Source organism: Sphingobacterium puteale, assembly GCF_003627955.1.
In the GTDB taxonomy this organism is placed as follows: Bacteria; Bacteroidota; Bacteroidia; order Sphingobacteriales; family Sphingobacteriaceae; genus Sphingobacterium; species Sphingobacterium puteale.
Map to the genome: position 1 here is coordinate 84,968 of NZ_RBWS01000025.1, position 17,369 is coordinate 102,336.

Genomic DNA, 17,369 nt, shown 5'->3' on the forward strand with positions numbered 1-17,369 from the left:
AGGATAAAATGCAAGGAAGAATGAATTTTGTTGAATAATAATAAATTTGAAAAGCCTTATGTTGAGGATTTTTTAATTTTTATTGCTGTTTGTAATATTTTCGGTATAATAGTTGCTTACTCCACGATGATGCGAATAGCGCGTACATGGCACCCGTCGTTATTGTTATTTTAGTAAAAAGGTCCAAATGATTGTTAAATTTTAAGTATCTTGGTCATCTTTTATGAAATTGAAATAAGCCATATGCGTTGTACGGACTTCAAAATAAATACGACGGTAAAGAAATAAACTAAAAGAGAAGGAAGCTATGATGGGATCTCTATGGGATTTAAGAAAACGGTTGCGAAAGGATAATCCTCGGTGGGTCATTTTGCTCATTGATATGTGGTTTGTATTGGCGAGCTATATATTTTCAAACTACGTAGTCAATAATTTCAAAGGTGTCTTTGATGTGGCACTTATGTTGAAGAAACTTGTGCTCGTACTGCCAGTGTACTTCGCTATGTTTTTGTGTTATAATACCTTTAGGGGAATCGTGCGTCAGACAGGAATTCGGGATACCATAAAAATATTTAAAACGGTCACCTCTGCCTATATCACATTGATGTTGTTGACCCTGGTGGTTAGAGCTGTTTTCGAAAAGGGGACAGTAGAGGATGATTACCTTCGTCTTTCGTACGGGGTATTAACGATGCAGGCCTGTATTTTAATGGTGATCATGGTAGGGGCGCGCGTGGTATACCGGACGATTTTTGAGTATCTGTTCCTGCCCGCAAGAAAAGGAGAAAATGTGTTGATTTTTGGAGCTTCACGTCCCGGGCTGGTGTCTTTCTCTTTGTTGAAAGAAGATCCCCGGATCAAGTACCAGGTTGTCGCCTTTGTAGAAGATAAGGTTTCACGCATCGGAAAACGCCTTGCAGGATTGAAAATAAAGGATATTACCGAAATTACCAAGGAGTATATCAGTAAACACGAAATTACGCAGGTAATCATTGCCGTGGAAAACAATGACCCCGAACGGTTGGAATATGTCTCGGACTGGTTTCAGAATATCGGGCTTGAACTTAAAATTATGCCATCGGCAAGGATCTTGCTCAACTCCGGCGCAAAACGGGAGATACGCCCTTTAAAAATTGAAGATTTGCTCGGTCGCAAGCCCATTAAGCTGGATCACCCGGAGATTGAAGAAGAAATGAACGGTAAAGTGATCCTGGTCACGGGAGCGGCTGGATCCATTGGTTCGGAGCTAGCCCGACAGATCGCAAGACGTCATTATAAAAAGTTGATCCTATTGGATCAGGCGGAATCTGCACTATACGATATCCAACAGTCGATAAAAGCGACACAACCTGAACATCTGCATTGCATTGTGGGGGATGTCCGCAACTACGCTTTTATGCAAAATATATTTGCACAATATAAGCCGGATCTTGTTTTCCATGCTGCGGCGTACAAACATGTGCCATTGATGGAAGCCAATCCCTACGAATCCATTCAGACAAATGTACTTGGAAGTAAGAATGTCGCTGATCTATGCATGCAGTATGGTACAAAGAAAATGGTGATGGTTTCGACGGATAAGGCTGTCAATCCGACAAATGTGATGGGGGCAACAAAACGAATGGCTGAAATCTATGTGAGTAGCTGCAGCGGAAGGGCCGAAACTAGTTTTATCATTACTCGATTCGGTAATGTGCTCGGATCAAATGGTTCGGTCATACCGCTCTTTGAGAAACAAATGGCAAGCGGTGGCCCATTGACCCTGACACATCCCGAAATTACGCGTTTCTTTATGACTATCCCTGAGGCCTGTCAGCTAGTACAGGAAGCCGGTGTCATGGGAAAAGGCGGTGAGATATTTGTCTTCGATATGGGCAAATCCGTTAAAATAATGGATCTGGCCAAACGGATGATCAAACTGAAAGGTTACCGCTATCCCGAAGATATTGACATCAAGATCGTAGGCCTGCGCCCGGGGGAAAAGATCTATGAAGAGCTTTTGGCCAATAATGAAAATACGGTAAAAACACATCATCCGAAAATTATGATTGCCAAAGTAAAACACGATGAACTTATCCTGAAGGCTGAACGGATCAATGCGGTCTGCCAGCAGATTGTGGATGCAGATCAGCATCTGCCGGATTTTATGGAATTGGTGGCAGCGATGAAGCGTATTGTTCCGGAATTTAAATCTCAAAATTCAGAGTACGAAGCGTTGGATAGCACGATTGAACAGGAGTATATAAATGATGTCCCCGTTTATTCGCTTATTAAGAAAGCATAAACTTAGGTAAAGCAATCTTAGCATAATATATACAAAAGTCCCATTGACGGGACTTTTGTGTATATTATGCTTATCCCCATCGATTAAAACTTGCCAATTCGCAAAAATCAACCTAATTTTAGCGAACTATTTAATTAAGGTAATAATGTTGGACAGATTAACTCGAACGGTACGCTGTCTATAATCAAGATATATGAATAAAAAGATCTTAATCACAGGAGGCGCAGGATTTATCGGATCCCATGTCGTTCGTGAATTTGTTGTAAAGTATCCAAATTATCAGATTATTAACTTGGATGCCCTGACATATGCCGGCAACCTTGAAAATTTGAAAGATATCGAGGATCGTCCGAATTATACCTTTGTCAAAGCGGATATTACGGATCAGGCAGCGATGAATGCTGTTTTTAAACAATATCAGCCGGATGGTGTGATTCACTTGGCGGCAGAATCCCATGTCGATCGTTCTATTGCAGATCCGACAGCATTTGTGATGACCAATGTGATCGGGACAGTAAATCTGTTGAATGCTGCCCATGCAATCTGGAAGGATAATTTTGGGGGAAAACGTTTTCATCATGTTTCTACGGATGAGGTATTTGGCGCGCTGGGAGAATCCGGTTTTTTTACGGAAGACACCAAATATGATCCTCACTCACCATATTCGGCTTCCAAAGCGAGCTCGGACCATTTTGTCCGTGCTTATCACGATACCTATGGACTGCCGATTGTGCTGACCAATTGCTCCAACAATTATGGACCCAATCATTTTCCTGAAAAACTGATTCCGTTGTGCATTCATAATATTTTACACGATAAGCCATTGCCTGTATACGGAGACGGTAAATATACGCGCGACTGGCTTTTTGTGATCGATCATGCCAAAGCGATTGATCTGGTTTTTCATGAAGGTAAAGATGGCGATTCGTACAATGTGGGGGGCTTTAACGAGTGGCAGAATATAGACCTGATCAAGGAGCTTTGCCGACAAATGGATGTCAAATTAGGTCGGGAACAGGGGACGGCAGCTTCCCTGATTACCTTTGTGAAAGACCGTCCGGGCCATGACCTGCGTTATGCGATTGATGCAAGTAAAATAAATGCAGAGCTGGGCTGGAGTCCGTCAGTAACTTTTGAGCAGGGCCTGTCGCTGACGATAGACTGGTTCCTGTCCAATCAGGAATGGCTGGATCATGTGACTACGGGAGACTATCAGCACTATTATAATAATCAATATCACGGCGCTTAAATATGAAATATACAGAAACGAAACTATCCGGTTGTTTTATTTTGGAGCCTGTGGTATTCGAAGATGAAAGAGGTTATTTTTTTGAATCTTATAATGAAAACAGACTGGCTACCATCTTAGGTTATAATCCGCATTTTGTGCAGGATAACCAGTCGAAATCTCAATTTGGTGTTGTAAGGGGATTGCATATGCAAGCCGGAGACCATGCACAGGCAAAATTGGTCCGTGTACTGGAGGGCAGCGTACTGGATGTCGCTGTTGATGTTCGGCCCGGCTCCCCTACTTATGGGCAGTATGTTGCCGTGGAGCTCTCCGCGGAAAATAAAAAGCAGCTATTTGTTCCACGTGGGTTTTTACATGGATTTTCAGTATTGTCCGGGCATGCGGTATTCGCTTATAAATGTGACAATAAGTATAACAAAGAAGCGGAAGATGGTGTACATCCATTAGATCAGCAGCTGGCGGTCGACTGGCAAATTCCAGCGGAACAGATGATCTTGTCCCAGAAAGACAAAGAGGCACAAAGCTTCGTCGCATTATCCAATAAATTGTAATATAACAATAGCGTGCTGACCGACATACATGCTCCTGCTCGGAGGGGATAAACAGATCAGGATGCTTAAACCATAAAAAAGATTTTGATGAAAATCGTCATTACCGGCGCTTCCGGACAGCTAGGATCTGAATTGTATGAATTATTGGTCAATGATACCGAAAAAGAGTGCTACTTTTTGGACCGTAAACAATTACCTTTGGATCAGATTATCCTGATCCAGGATATTTTGGCCATGTATCAGCCCGATTTAATTATTCATGCGGGCGCTTATACGGCCGTAGATAAAGCCGAAGAAGAATATGAAACAGCTAATTTGGTCAATCATTTAGCCTGTGAGGAGATTGCACAATACTGTCGCCTCCATGGCAGCAAGCTGATCGCGGTTTCAACGGATTATGTGTTTGATGGTAATTCTGCTGTTCCGCTAAACGAAGATGCACCGACAGCACCGATCAATGTCTATGGACAGACCAAACTTGCCGGGGAACGGGCTATTCAGAAATGGTGTCCCGAGTCGATTATTATCCGGACATCCTGGGTGTATTCTGCTTATGGGAAGAATTTTGTCAAGACGATGTGTCGTCTAATGGCCGAACGCGATCAGGTAAATGTGATCAATGATCAGATCGGTACCCCGACGTATGCAAAAGATCTGGCGATGGCGATTTTGAAAATCGCTGATGCACCGGACTGGAAAGCCGGAATCTATAACTACAGCAATGAGGGGGAGATATCCTGGTATGATTTCGCTGTAGCAATACGGGATTTCCGTTCGTTTGATTGTCAGGTAAAGCCAATTCCGACGAGTGCCTACCCTACACCTGCGCAACGGCCAAAGTATTCACTGCTTGATAAATCGAAGATTAAGGCAGCCTTTGACATAGCTGTACCGGATTGGAAGCTAAGTCTGGCTAAAATGCTGGCCGAGGAAATTAAAAATTAGAAAAAGATTATTAAGCTGAAGGCTTATACAGCCAAATTTTAAATACGAAAGTCTCAATACGAATAGCTGGATAAAAATGAAAGGAATTATATTAGCCGGTGGATCGGGAACCCGTTTGCACCCTTTAACGCTCGCCGTGAGTAAGCAATTAATGCCCGTATACGATAAGCCAATGATATACTATCCATTGTCTACGCTTATGTTGTCAGGTATCCGCGAGATATTGATTATCTCGACTCCACAGGATTTACCAAACTTTCAAAAGTTGTTGGGAGATGGCTCCCAATTGGGCTGTCGCTTTGAATACAAGGAACAGCCAAGCCCCGATGGCCTCGCGCAGGCCTTTATATTGGGGGAGGAGTTTATCGGTGACGACAAGGTCGCATTAATTCTTGGCGATAATATTTTCTATGGATCAGGGCTATCGAAACTATTGCAATCCTGCGCAGATCCTGATGGCGGTGTCGTATTTGCTTATCCTGTACAGGATCCTGAACGTTATGGCGTAGTCGAATTTGATGCTGCGAAAAATGTAGTTTCTATCGAAGAGAAACCCAATCAGCCAAAATCCAGCTATGCTGTTCCCGGGATTTATTTTTACGACAACGATGTCGTGGCAATTGCAAAAAGTATCAAGCCGTCAGCGCGGGGAGAGCTGGAGATTACGGATATCAACAAAGAATATTTGCGCCAGGGCAAATTAAAAGTCGGCATATTTGATCGCGGTACCGCCTGGCTGGATACGGGGACTATACAGTCCTTAATGCAGGCAGGACAGTTTGTCCAGGTGATCGAAGAGCGTCAGGGGATGAAAATAGGTGCAATTGAAGAGGTTGCCTATCGCATGGGCTATATTGATAGGGCGCAGTTGCTTACTATTGCTGAGCCTTTGTGCAAATCTGGATATGGTGAGTATCTGAAACATATTGTTAAATGATCACTTGATACGATGTTCATCACCGACAACCATTTATAAAATAGTCCTGTGGTATGGATCCTGTTTACGCGGAATCTTCTACAGGATATTTTTTTTGCCGTAATTCAATAAAATTAAAAAGAGAACCTTTGGTTTTCTTTCAAAAATAGCTATAATTGCATATAATCCATTTTATACAAACGCAATTATACCTTATGAAAAGTCTCAATCCGCTTTCCCTGTGCACTTATGTATTCCTTATCGCGATTTTACTGCCAATAGGCTTGTCGTCTTATGTCGAAAAAAATTTCTAATATATTTATGGTTTTTTTCTTTTATAAAACAATTCTTTTTTATTAGTTGTTTTTGAAGTGATACAAATACGATAGAATCTGATCTAAATTGTGCTCGCATGATTCGAATTGACATGAGTTGTGCTCAGAACATGATATCAGCGCGCATATGACTGATTATAATACGGAATAATAACAAACATATGATTACTGTAGGCATCATAGATAGTGACGAACACGCAAGACAAGAAACCCAGCGTGTACTTAACAGCAAGAATAAAGTAGCGGCAAATCAGATCGAAGTTATTTTTGATATCGGCAAGGGTCGGGTGGACCGGGCCATGACCGCACCGGATGTGCTGATCCTGGATATTGAACACCAGGAGCCGCTGATCGTCGAACATGTGAAAAGTATTTTTCCCAAAACTGAAATTGTGATATTAACCAACACCTGCGATGTCAAGACTGTACGTAGTTGCTTTAGACACGGTGCTGTCGGATACCTATTGAAACAAACCTGCATGGATTCGCTTCTTGCTGCAATTAAGATTACCTTAAACGAAGGATCCTTTGTAAGTCCGGGCGTAAATAGAGCCCTGATCGAGCAAAGTTTTAAATCAAAAAAAATTGAAGACCTGCTTACTGCACGGGAACTCCAGATTGCCAATGGGATCATCGAGGGGTTGAGCTACAAAATGATCGCTCAAAAATATACCATTTCATTGGATACGGTGCGGATTTACATCAAACGAATTTACCGAAAGCTTCAGATCAACAGCAAAGGAGAGCTGATCGCCCAATTGACAGCCTAAGATTTCGTTACATGAAGATGTGACGGTGTATATTTTAATCTCATGGAATTTAGCCTGACTTTTATGGATATTTGAATCGTATGCTATGCCAATAAGAAACCGCTGGATTTTCCTGTTTCTTTTCTGCCATACTGTTCTTCTCCAGTCCCGGGCGAGAGGTCAGCAACAGTACGATATTGCCTATTATTTTGAACGTGATACGATCCATATTACATCTTCACGGACATTCTCCAATAAGTTAAGTATCACCAACCATACCGATAGACCGATTGAATTAAAATCCGGTGCAGATAACACGGCTGCTCTCCGGGGTCTGATAAAATTACCCGGATCGATTCTTTTAAAGCCCAGGGAAACGAAAATTTTTCCGCTAAAATATATGGCCGATCGCCAGACCATTGTTCAGGGAACACAGGCCTTTACGATCGGATTGGAATCGGATGACCACACAGTAAAAATACAGGACCGCCAGTCCTTTTATACGCGCTTGGATAGGGAACAGTCTTTCCTGATACAGACCGAACAGCCGGAATATTACCTGGATCAGACCACGGGGCAGACGCAATTTTTGGTACGGGCCGTCAACCGGGGATTGGTACCGCTGACCGTTCAGTTGCGTTTTCCCAATCTTTCTCCCGATCTGGAGATCATCGGTGAAACCCTGCCGTTCACATTGGTCGCAGGAGGACAGTCTTTGCTGACTTTTACAGCCCGTTTGCGGAAGAAAAATATAAATACGGATTTCGATGTTGATATTCAGGCCGTCGAGGGTGGCGGTAGCGTATTGGCTTCCGGTCGTATCCGTATCATGACAGTGGGTAGCGTAAAGCGTTTCTTTTCCAATATGAATGTGCAAAATCAGCCTCTGGACAATAGAGCGGCCTTGCGTTATATCAATTTGGGGCAGGATATTTCGGTTTATCAGTTACAGGGTGACGGAAAAATTGATCTGAACAACAAAGATAGATTGAGCTACCGAATGAATCTCGATTATTATCAAGATCAACGTACCTTTAACCTATACGATACCTATCTGGATTACGATACCGAAAAGTGGGGGGTGAAACTGGGGAATATTTATGAGAATCTCGATCAGTTTATCAATGGACGCGGTATAAAAGGGACTTACAAATTCGATAAACGACGTTCCCTCAGCCTTTATGCGATCCAGAACAATTACATGTTGTTTACAGAAATGGATAATCAGGTTCCCGGCGGGGAAATTGTTGGCGTTAAATATGCCATTCAGACCGAAAAAAATCAGGAGAACAGCATTGCCTTCTTACATAGCAACAACGATTATCGCGGCGTCCGCAGTGGTCTGTTCAGTGGTAAAAGTTTTATTGATCTGGGCAATAATAATAGCCTTTTCCTGGAAGGGGGAACAAGCATCGAACAGGTTGAAAGTGGAAATAATAGGCTAGCGGTAGCAGGGGGCATAAATTACAATAAGTCTTTTGGCAACTACCAGCTTACTAGTGTCAATTATTATAGTTCACCGTACTATGTGGGACTCCGCAGAGGTCTTACCCAGACAGATTCGCGTATTACTATGTCACTGGCCAACGGTCGAAACCTTTCTGCCCGGATCAGTTATATGGATAATAGTCCAAAATACCTTGCCGGAGACAGTAACTATTTTTTTCATAATGCTTCCGGGATACAGATTTATGAGTTGGGGTACCATACCAGCCTTGGAAAACTACAACTTGAACTCAGGCCTTATTTTATGGTCCAACAGGGTACCTACCAGCATTGGGGAGGGATTGCAACTGATCCGGTAAACTGGAAGTCGAATTCCCTTCGCACGGTAGCCGATCTCAATTTTTTTACCGCGAACCACCGGTTCTCGCTGCAAACGGATTATGGATATACTTATAGGAATACCTCCAATAGACCTATTGCGCCATTTCATTCGCTCCGTGTCAATGGTAATTACACGAATACGTTTTTCGGATTTAACACATTTATTCAGATCAACCCGTACTACTTAAGTGATCTTTTGGCTACCAGCGCAAATTTGAATTACAGCATTTACTCGTTGGGCCCAAATACGCAATTTTACGCCTTTAATAACCAGCTTCAGGTACAGCTATCGACCATGTATAGCTATTATGGCTTCTCCCGAAGTAATAATCTTTCGGTGAATGGCAATGTCCGCTGGCAGATAAAAGACAACTGGAATCTGACGGCTGACCTATTCTATACGGCAATAAGCGGAAAATCGCTGTTTCTTGTGGATCCGAATTTACCGCCTGACCCTAACCCGCTGAACCGTTATTCGTTTGACAATAGGCAGATCCGCCTGGGATTAGAAAAGAATTTTGGCCGACGGGCCGGACAGAAAGGTCATAAGCTGGAACTGACTTTTTTCGAAGATGACAACAATAACGGTAGCCATGATGTCGGAGAAGCCAGAGCCGGGGCCGTGCTGGTGCGGGCCGGAAAGGAAGTGGCACAGACAGACGGGAACGGACGGGTCAAATTTGTTGATATGGAGCCCGGTCCCTATAGCATACAGGTGGAGAATAGTAAGGGCTGGGTTTCGCAGGGGCCGATAAATGTATTGATGACAAAAAACCGGCGGCTGGAAATTCCGCTCATTAAAACGAGACCTTTAAAAGGACGCATTAAGGTTGTTGAGAATAGGTATCTGAAAACAAGGCCGCAACTTGGCGGAATAAAAATCTCCGCAGCAGATCGCCGGGGGAAAACCTACAGTACATTAAGTTCAGAAAACGGCGATTATGTGCTGTATCTTCCATTGGGAAATTACAGTATAACTGTTGTTACCGAAGGAATGCCTTTCTCGATCGAAAATCAAAATTGTGAAATCGAAGTAAAAGCAGATAAGGATAACATAATTCCTGATTTTAACTATCGGGATGAACGCAGAAAAGTCGGTGTTAAGCGCTTTTAAGGAGCGACGAAACTAAAAATAATATTGGCCGTATAGGCGCCGGCCGGCTTGTTGAGGAGCATACCTGTTGCGCTGGCGGGGATACTGTAAAGCATGTTGAGATTACGGTCTATCACGGGATCGGCATTCTGGATCAGCTGCTGGGCCGTGGTGGAAAGTGTTACGGTATTCATGCCGCTCTGACCTGCCATCGGACCGATGTTCAGTACATTTAAAGGAATACTGTTGGCTCCTGAGGTAAAACTTGGCGATGTGGCGCGTACGTAAAGATTATAGGAGCTTGTTGCGCTAAGTTTTAGATGATTGGACATATTGACGTTAACACCATTTTTATAGTCGTTGGCGGTTGTAAAAGACAGGTTAACAGCCTGCTGATTGGCAACGATTTCGGCAAGGTCGCTCACCACAATAGACAGGTTTCCGTTTGACTGAGCCAGTAGGCTGCCAATGGGATAGGCTGACATTAATTTGTTCCAGGTGTAGGTCAATGGGACGGAATAAGTGCCTGCCTGTATAAAATTTGTTTTCAGCTGATTTAATCCGATGCTATAGGTATAGGTCAACGATTGACTGTTGTTTGTGGGCACAGCAATACCGGCTGTATTGGTTAATGATTGATCCGTTGTGGATAAAGCCGCCGTTGTTGTATTTGCTGTTCCTGTTAAAGTCGTATTGACAGTCGAAACAGAAGTGACCGGTAGTGCATTATAAGCTGCAGTAGTGCTAAAGTTAAATTGTGTATTCCCTGTTTTGATGCTTGGGATGTAGGGGACAGTGGTCGATAGGGGAATGACAGTATTGCTACTGATGCCATTGGCAGCGCGATAATAGCTCAGATCATTGACCAGAATGCTGGTGGTGCCGATACTGGCCGGTGGACTTATAAAAGCCGGAACACTGATTGAGAAATCCTGGCTGGGGGGCGTGATGGTACCGCCTAAAATACCGGAGGCAGTAAGCGATAGCGTAGTTTTGTAAATGCCTGAAACCCATGTTTGATTGGCGGTAACGAAACGTGAGTTGATAATAACGGGGCCTGCAGAAAGACTTACGGTAGCCAGCGCACTGATTAAAACCTGATCGGCGGTTGATAACGTGACATCATTACTTAAGCCGAGCAGCGAAAGATTGTTGATTTTTTCCAGTTTAAGGTGCGCTACGTTTAAAGGAACTGTTCCGCCTGTTGTGCTGACAAAACTGGTGTTGTTAATTGCTTTGGTGCTGATTGTCGGGAGCAGGGCAAGTAATGTAAAAGAATATTGTCCGCCGGTAAAACTTTGGATGTAATCGGTACGTCCCTGAATGTTCGCTTCTGGCAGATTAATAGTGATCTGAGCCACGGCATGGGGGATGCCGTGGCTCAAGGCGGACAGTAACGCAGCGAGACTAATATGTAATTTCTTTCTCCGCAATTTTTAAATCATATTGGCTCCCCGCATCGAGTATCGCAACAGCGAGGTACCGGCCGGGGGCAAGTTTATGGGGTAGATTTACGCGAACCCATTGTTCCGAATCGGGAAGCATGGCAATTGGCAGTGCGTCTACAGAGGTCTCTTCCCCGGTTGCTATATTGGTCAGCTCAAAACGTACATAGGCATCTTTATTGATCTGACCTGTATTTTTAACCTTGACTTCCATTCGACGGGCGGCTTGCCCCTGCTGAACGGTAACGGCGCCTTTATCTTCAAAAGCTAGAAATTCTAGATCGCCGGATTTTAATCCGGTCGGCGTATGGTATACCTGGATGCCGACCTCGATCAGGACGTTCATATGGAGTCCATTTGCCTGTGCTGCTTTTTGTTCTTTGACCTGTGTAAAGAAAAGCATGCTATGGCGCTGCCGTTTCGTTGCCATATTATCCGGGATTGTCATGGAAAGATTGACCACCTTCGTTTCCCCCGGGGCGAGCTGTACAGTGTTCTCAGATAAGGTAAGCCAGGAAGCATTTGACCCGGTATTATTCCCTGTGGCGTAATACCGTTTACTGCCCAACGAGTCGCGGTCCCAATCTTTCAGATTCGCGACAAAGGAAAGTGTGCCGGTAGAGGTATTACTGAAGGTAATGGGCTGACTGACGGTCTGTCCGGCTTCGCCGGTAAAAAATATGCGCGAAGGTGAAATGGAAATACCCTGTCCGTGGACCAGGGTATCGCATATCAGGATAATAAATACGGCTAAATATCTCACAAATAAAATGTTTAGTCAGATTTTTATTGTTGCGTCGCCGTATAAGTTACTGTCGTGTTATAGGTCGATCCCGTAAGGTTTAACAACGATGCTGGATCTGAAATGGTATATTCAACCGTATATATAGCACCTTTAGATGCCGTAGAACCATTGACCAGAGCGGATGCAGTAGTGCTAAGCGGTACATTGGGAACGGGTGTGCCGCCATTGGCCGTTGAAGCCGGTACATTAACTGTAACAATATCTAGATCCGGTCCTCCAGCCGGTTGAAATGTGCCCATTGCGGTTACAGAAAGATTATAAGGCTTATTACTGATCACCGTAAAATGACTGGCTTTAGTGACCGTTTTGGATGCGGCATAATCGGCAGCTGTTAAATAATCAAAATTTACAGTTGGGTCTGCGCCCAAAGTAATGGAGATCGCATCGGTAAGATTGATGTTGACGGTAACTGGACCAGAAGTTGCTGTAGGTTTTACTTGTGCTTTTGCTTGATGACCGAAGCATATGGCGGCGACGGCAATAAAGACGATGAATAGGTTCTTTTTCATAATTTCCTCGTTTTAGGGATATGTAACGTAAGTAAAGTTAATCACGATGTGATGGAAATACAATGTGGGGCAGTCACATGATGATGTTATAAATTCATTGGTCCGTCAGCTATTTCAACCCATGTTGGCGCTAGTGAACAAGGAAATTAATGGCGTTCTTTTTGGCAGTCAGCAGAAACTATAAATGAAACAGCCTATATTTGCGCTCAAATGTCTGAATCCAGGAGAATCTATCAAATAGATCTGTTTCGCTTTATTGCAGCATCTGCGGTGGTATTGTACCATTATTTATATCGGGGATATAAAGGTGGCAACATGTCCCTGCTGCATTTCGATGAGATCGGTGAATATTTTAAATATGGGTATCTTGGTGTTGACCTTTTTTTTATCATCAGCGGTTTTGTGATCGCCTTTTCCATCAAACATCGTTCGCTGCCCAAATTTTGCTATTCTCGTTTTAAACGCTTGTATCCAATGTACTGGATCTGTTTGATCATTACATTTATGACCGTTTATTTTTTTGGGGCGCCGCGCTATCTTGTGACATTCAAACAGCTCCTGGCCAACCTGACCATGATTCAGGAACTGTTTGGACAGGGAAATATCGATGGGGCGTATTGGTCTCTCTATGTTGAATTGAGATTTTACCTTATTATCGCGGTGTTTCTTGTCATAAGTAAATTTAGACAGGTGAGTCTCGACTATCTTGTCTACTTCTGGTTGTTATTGTCAAGCTTGCGGCTGTTTGTTGGGCCATCAGAAATTTATGATACTGTCCATCATCTTTTCATTCTGGACTGGAGCGCTTATTTTATTGCAGGAATCATATTTTGCCAAATTTTTCTGCAGGGACCGGCTGTAAAGCACTTAATTGTATTGTCCTGGTGCCTGTACTTGTCGATCGATGGCGCTATTGGCCGTATTCATTGGCTGGCAAGGACCTTTCATAGCGATTTTTCACCCTATATAATTGCGGTAACCATCATTGTGTTTTATATGGTCATGTTACTCGTGTCCTGTAAGAAACTACAATGTCTCAACTCGCCCAAATTTATCAAAATTGGGATGCTGACCTATCCCTTATATCTTATCCATCAGCATATCGGTTTTATTATTTTCAACCAGCTCCATGGCTACGTCAATAAATATGCGCTTGTTTCTGCAGTTACGCTACTGATGTTGGGTGTTGCCTACATCCTCAGCGATTGGGTAGAGCCTCGTATAATGAGGCTCTTTAAGCGTTAGCGATACAACCTTGATAACGGCTATGGCTGTCGGATGAGTGCGATCGCTTTTTCCAGCACTTCATCTTTGCCGGCTTTAATCCCGTCTATCGTTGGACTTACATCCACGTCCAATTTAACTCCCACTCGCTGTGTATCATCTCCATTTGGGTAATATATCCCGATACCACTAAACATAGTCCGTATTCCGCCGGGCAAGAAAAAAGGTGACACGTTGCCATCTGCTGCCGCTGTAGTCGAACCGATAACTTGGGCGTTAGGATGGGTAGAATAGGCCATAGCATGGAATTCGGCGCTACTTTGGGTAATTTCATTGACCAGGATCACCACTTTTCCTTTATAGTAATCGGGATTTGTGTTCCCGGTTTTTTGATCAACCAACGTATAAAACAGGCCAGGTGTGGAAATATCACCTACGGTGATTTTTGTAAATGTAGTGGCCCTAGGTAGTAAATAGCTGCAGACATCGTGTACAATAAATTCTGATGGATAATTGCGGCAATCAATAATCAATCCTTTGGTATTTTTAACATGCTCAACTAAGTCGGAAAGATAGTTCCGTTTGGCATTGCCGTTATTGAAATAGGCAATATCCCGATCAAGCATTTTGAAACAGGTATCTGTATTCCGGTACTTGCTGTATAGTGGCATTTTGTCCATGGGATAGGTTGGTACCGATCGGTTGTAAACTTTTTTACCATCCTGAATGGTAAGTTGTAGGGTACTGTCGTTGGAACGCAACAGATTGTTGGCAATATCTCTGCGTTGCGTCGGCAAATTGGATGCCGGATAGTATTTTAATTGCTCAGCAACGATACTTTCTATGGGTTTTCCGTTGATGCTGGTCAGGATATCGCCGACTTTTAATCCGGCGATATTTCCCCTTTCCTTATCATGAAATCCTGTAATAACAGCCTTATCCTGAATAAAGTCCGCATAACATGCTGCAATACGTTCACCTCTGAATTCGTCTATAATTTTATTCTTGCTCCAGATATTGGCATGTGTGTCATGAATATTGCCGATCAGTTCTAAGGTTGTTAGGGTGTAGGCTTTTGTGTTATCTGCCGCAACCATTTTTGGAATAAATTCATCCAATACTGTTTTCCAGTCCTTTCTGATCTGCTCTTTGTAAGGAAAATAGTATTGAATAAGATTCCAATAGCGATATAGGCTCAAAATACGATAGCCGGGATCTTTCATATCCATACCGGCATATGGGTTTTCATTATTGATGACAGGGTTTCCAATGCCACTTGCAAGTTCAATATAATAGTTGCTGCCATTTCTTTTGGCTTTGCGTACTTTTTGCAGTTCCAGTTGAAGCGTAGCTGAGAAACCAGAACTGCTGATCCAGCTGAGATCAGGCCTTAATTTGATTTCTCTATGCTCCTCCTGAGTGTCTATCTGCGTGTCGTATGTTCCCAAAGACCGAATCCATGCTGTCAGCACCTGATCGCGTTGTTGCTGATTATGGGCTGCAAGTATTTTGGGAAGCACGCGAAAAAGAGCATAATCCCAATTGTAGTTACCGGCAGCAATCTGAGGATGATAATATTTAAGAAAACCCCAGATCAGTCCCAGATCTTTTAAGGCTTTTTGCTTGTTCTGGTCTAGTTCGAAAGTACCTATGTTGGAACCTTGATCAAATTCGTGATCCTCTTCTGCGGGGATTCTTGCTGGGGCGATGGGCTCCAGCGTTGCAATATCTTTGCCATCAATCTGAATGTTGAGATTGTCGATCCACATTTTTCCTTTTCCGATCAGGATGCCGCCAAAGACAATGGCTTTGGTTTTCGTGGGATCTAAATCCAGGGTAATTTCGTACTTTGTCCAATCCTGAGTGCCTTTTATCTGCTGTTTATTCATATTGTCGAAAGCGACTTTCGGATCTATGCGCATCCAGAGCCCCGCAAATCCATCACTTACATTTTCGGTCTTTAGATACCCGCTCAAGGTGATCTTTTTGCCGGGATAACTGTAGGGGATCGTGATTCCGATATTGCCGAATCCGCCCTCACCGTCTAAATGTGTAAGAGAAACAGAATATTTCCCATGCTGGACAATACCTGAGTCCAATTGACCGGCATACTGACTGTTGGATGTTATTCCCCAGCCTATTGGCCGGCCATTTTTGACCTTCTCGAAATCTAGGTTCAGCTGCGGTTTGGTCGGTTTTACCTGTGCCATGCCGTTAAAATGTGCTATACATAATAATGGTAGTATGCTTACCCGTCTAATCTGTTTCAAAATTGATCTGATCCTGGTCATAATCTTGTTTTTGGTCTAATGATGGCTATTGGAAAAGTTAATTTAGGTGTTCGATTTTTGTGCTTCCGATGATATTCTTGTCTGTATTTTTGATTATGCTATTGAGCAGGCTTTTCCCTTTGGACTTCACATTGATCTGGTCAATCTGCACGTAACCATAACTGATCTGACTGTTGTCGAGTGTTGCATTAAACTGATGGATAACAAAATCATATAGAATAGCAAAGGAATGCCCGCTTGCCTGCATGTCAAGATTTAAATCAGGGTGAATTTTTGTACTGTCTTTGGCAGCAAAGAACTGTACATGTGAGTTTTGACGGAATAATATCGGCTTTCGTGTGGCGTACATGGTTTGATCGGCAGATTTACCCAGGTGAACGGTTGCATTACAGTCTTCAAATAAAAGCTGGACATCAGGCCGGATCCATAGGAAAAATGCCTGTGGTGGTCCAGTCGGTATCAGTTTGACAAGTAGGGTGTCCTGCCGAAGTGACAGCTGAAAGTTGTCGGGATTGGGATTATATATTTTAATCCTATCCGCTGACAGAATGTTCATTTTATTCTGATCAGCAGCACCTTTTAGGAATTTAACGTATCTAATGTGCTGTGGTACCTGTTCCATTAGTTGCATGGTCGAGTTTGAATTTACCCAAAGGGCGGAAATGAAGTCTCCGGTTTTACCGAGATCTGTATTCCATCTGATCTTACCGAAAAGTTGCGGAAACCAGGTCGCGAGCAGGAGCAGGAAAAATACTCCGAACAGTAGTTTTGTTGATGTTTTCATGATCTAGGATTTATTAAATACGGTTACAAAATCTTCCAGACTGATCTGGAGCTGTTTCATTTTTTTGACAAATTGCGGAATCTCCTTTTGAATCATTTCTTGCTGTTGGTTTTTTAAAATCAGCTCCTTCGCATTTTCAGCAACAAATAGTCCCCGGCCACGCTGATTGAACAGGATCAATTCTTCTTGGAGCTGTTCATAAGCCCGCATCACAGTTCCGGGGTTGACCTCTAAGATGCCCGCCAGCTCACGCACCGAAGGTACCCGCCCGCCCTCGGGCCATTTGCCATCGAGGATATCGAGCTGGATAAGTTCAAATAACTGCTGGTAGATCGGTTTTTCTGAGTTAAACTGCATCC

The 17,369-nt window shown here is 43.3% G+C and carries 14 protein-coding genes; 8 read left to right on the plus strand and 6 right to left on the minus strand.

Annotated elements, in window-relative coordinates:
- Nucleotides 1-307: 307 nt before the first annotated feature.
- The 7 genes from D7322_RS25075 to D7322_RS25105 all read left to right on the plus strand — a co-directional run bounded on the left by D7322_RS25075 (nt 308) and on the right by D7322_RS25105 (nt 9,973).
- A complete protein-coding gene (locus tag D7322_RS25075) occupies nt 308-2,284 on the plus strand; it encodes a polysaccharide biosynthesis protein (RefSeq protein WP_245971461.1) in 1,977 nt (658 codons plus the stop codon).
- A 193-nt stretch (nt 2,285-2,477) separates the two neighbouring features.
- Nucleotides 2,478-3,533, plus strand: a complete 1,056-nt coding sequence (gene rfbB, locus D7322_RS25080) for a dTDP-glucose 4,6-dehydratase (protein ID WP_121126924.1) — start codon at nt 2,478-2,480, stop codon at nt 3,531-3,533.
- A 2-nt stretch (nt 3,534-3,535) separates the two neighbouring features.
- Nucleotides 3,536-4,087 carry a dTDP-4-dehydrorhamnose 3,5-epimerase gene (gene rfbC, locus D7322_RS25085; RefSeq protein ID WP_121126925.1) on the plus strand — a complete coding sequence of 184 codons (552 nt, stop codon included), beginning with the start codon at nt 3,536-3,538 and terminating at the stop codon, nt 4,085-4,087.
- A gap of 87 nt (nt 4,088-4,174) precedes the next feature.
- A complete protein-coding gene (rfbD, locus tag D7322_RS25090) occupies nt 4,175-5,032 on the plus strand; it encodes a dTDP-4-dehydrorhamnose reductase (RefSeq protein ID WP_121126926.1) in 858 nt (285 codons plus the stop codon).
- 76 nt (nt 5,033-5,108) lie between these two features.
- A complete protein-coding gene (rfbA, locus tag D7322_RS25095) occupies nt 5,109-5,969 on the plus strand; it encodes a glucose-1-phosphate thymidylyltransferase RfbA (protein ID WP_121126927.1) in 861 nt (286 codons plus the stop codon).
- Between the two features lie 475 nt (nt 5,970-6,444).
- Nucleotides 6,445-7,053, plus strand: coding sequence for a LuxR C-terminal-related transcriptional regulator (locus D7322_RS25100; RefSeq protein WP_121126928.1), 609 nt, complete (start codon nt 6,445-6,447; stop codon nt 7,051-7,053).
- 85 nt (nt 7,054-7,138) lie between these two features.
- Nucleotides 7,139-9,973, plus strand: coding sequence for an MSCRAMM family protein (locus D7322_RS25105; protein ID WP_121126929.1), 2,835 nt, complete (start codon nt 7,139-7,141; stop codon nt 9,971-9,973).
- Here D7322_RS25105 and D7322_RS25110 read toward each other — a convergent pair.
- The 3 genes from D7322_RS25110 to D7322_RS25120 are packed head-to-tail and all read right to left on the minus strand — an operon-like array spanning nt 9,970 to nt 12,711.
- Nucleotides 9,970-11,385, minus strand: a complete 1,416-nt coding sequence (locus D7322_RS25110) for a hypothetical protein (protein ID WP_121126930.1) — start codon at nt 11,383-11,385, stop codon at nt 9,970-9,972. The genes D7322_RS25105 and D7322_RS25110 overlap by 4 nt on opposite strands.
- A complete protein-coding gene (locus tag D7322_RS25115) occupies nt 11,360-12,160 on the minus strand; it encodes a fimbrial biogenesis chaperone (protein WP_121126931.1) in 801 nt (266 codons plus the stop codon). The genes D7322_RS25110 and D7322_RS25115 overlap by 26 nt, the downstream gene beginning before the upstream one ends.
- Nucleotides 12,161-12,183: 23 nt before the next feature.
- Complete coding sequence (locus D7322_RS25120; protein WP_121126932.1) at nt 12,184-12,711, minus strand: hypothetical protein; 528 nt, start codon at nt 12,709-12,711, stop codon at nt 12,184-12,186.
- A 210-nt stretch (nt 12,712-12,921) separates the two neighbouring features.
- On the opposite strand from D7322_RS25120, the gene D7322_RS25125 reads away from it, so the two are divergent.
- The gene (locus D7322_RS25125) at nt 12,922-13,956 is read left to right on the plus strand and encodes an acyltransferase family protein (RefSeq protein ID WP_121126933.1); all 1,035 of its coding nucleotides are present in this window, start codon (nt 12,922-12,924) and stop codon (nt 13,954-13,956) included.
- Nucleotides 13,957-13,976: 20 nt separating this feature from the next.
- Here D7322_RS25125 and D7322_RS25130 read toward each other — a convergent pair whose 3' ends face one another.
- Genes D7322_RS25130 through D7322_RS25140 form a run of 3 tightly spaced genes read right to left on the minus strand, consistent with a single transcriptional unit; the run spans nt 13,977 to nt 17,367 of the window.
- On the minus strand, nt 13,977-16,226 hold the full coding sequence (locus D7322_RS25130; protein WP_121126934.1) for a S41 family peptidase: 2,250 nt from the start codon (nt 16,224-16,226) through the stop codon (nt 13,977-13,979).
- 37 nt (nt 16,227-16,263) lie between these two features.
- The gene (locus tag D7322_RS25135) at nt 16,264-17,010 is read right to left on the minus strand and encodes a hypothetical protein (protein ID WP_121126935.1); all 747 of its coding nucleotides are present in this window, start codon (nt 17,008-17,010) and stop codon (nt 16,264-16,266) included.
- Between the two features lie 3 nt (nt 17,011-17,013).
- The gene (locus D7322_RS25140; RefSeq protein ID WP_121126936.1) at nt 17,014-17,367 is read right to left on the minus strand and encodes a GntR family transcriptional regulator; all 354 of its coding nucleotides are present in this window, start codon (nt 17,365-17,367) and stop codon (nt 17,014-17,016) included.
- Nucleotides 17,368-17,369: the final 2 nt, after the last annotated feature.

Bases quoted from the DNA above. Each gene is read 5' to 3' on its own strand.
- D7322_RS25075 (WP_245971461.1), top strand. From the start codon at position 308: ATGATGGGATCTCTATGGGATTTAAGAAAACGGTTGCGAAAGGATAAT.
- rfbB (WP_121126924.1), top strand. From the start codon at position 2,478: ATGAATAAAAAGATCTTAATCACAGGAGGCGCAGGATTTATCGGATCC.
- rfbC (WP_121126925.1), top strand. From the start codon at position 3,536: ATGAAATATACAGAAACGAAACTATCCGGTTGTTTTATTTTGGAGCCT.
- rfbD (WP_121126926.1), top strand. From the start codon at position 4,175: ATGAAAATCGTCATTACCGGCGCTTCCGGACAGCTAGGATCTGAATTG.
- rfbA (WP_121126927.1), top strand. From the start codon at position 5,109: ATGAAAGGAATTATATTAGCCGGTGGATCGGGAACCCGTTTGCACCCT.
- D7322_RS25100 (WP_121126928.1), top strand. From the start codon at position 6,445: ATGATTACTGTAGGCATCATAGATAGTGACGAACACGCAAGACAAGAA.
- D7322_RS25105 (WP_121126929.1), top strand. From the start codon at position 7,139: ATGCCAATAAGAAACCGCTGGATTTTCCTGTTTCTTTTCTGCCATACT.
- D7322_RS25120 (WP_121126932.1), bottom strand. From the start codon at position 12,711: ATGAAAAAGAACCTATTCATCGTCTTTATTGCCGTCGCCGCCATATGC.
- D7322_RS25125 (WP_121126933.1), top strand. From the start codon at position 12,922: ATGTCTGAATCCAGGAGAATCTATCAAATAGATCTGTTTCGCTTTATT.
- D7322_RS25130 (WP_121126934.1), bottom strand. From the start codon at position 16,226: ATGACCAGGATCAGATCAATTTTGAAACAGATTAGACGGGTAAGCATA.
- D7322_RS25135 (WP_121126935.1), bottom strand. From the start codon at position 17,010: ATGAAAACATCAACAAAACTACTGTTCGGAGTATTTTTCCTGCTCCTG.
- D7322_RS25140 (WP_121126936.1), bottom strand. From the start codon at position 17,367: ATGCAGTTTAACTCAGAAAAACCGATCTACCAGCAGTTATTTGAACTT.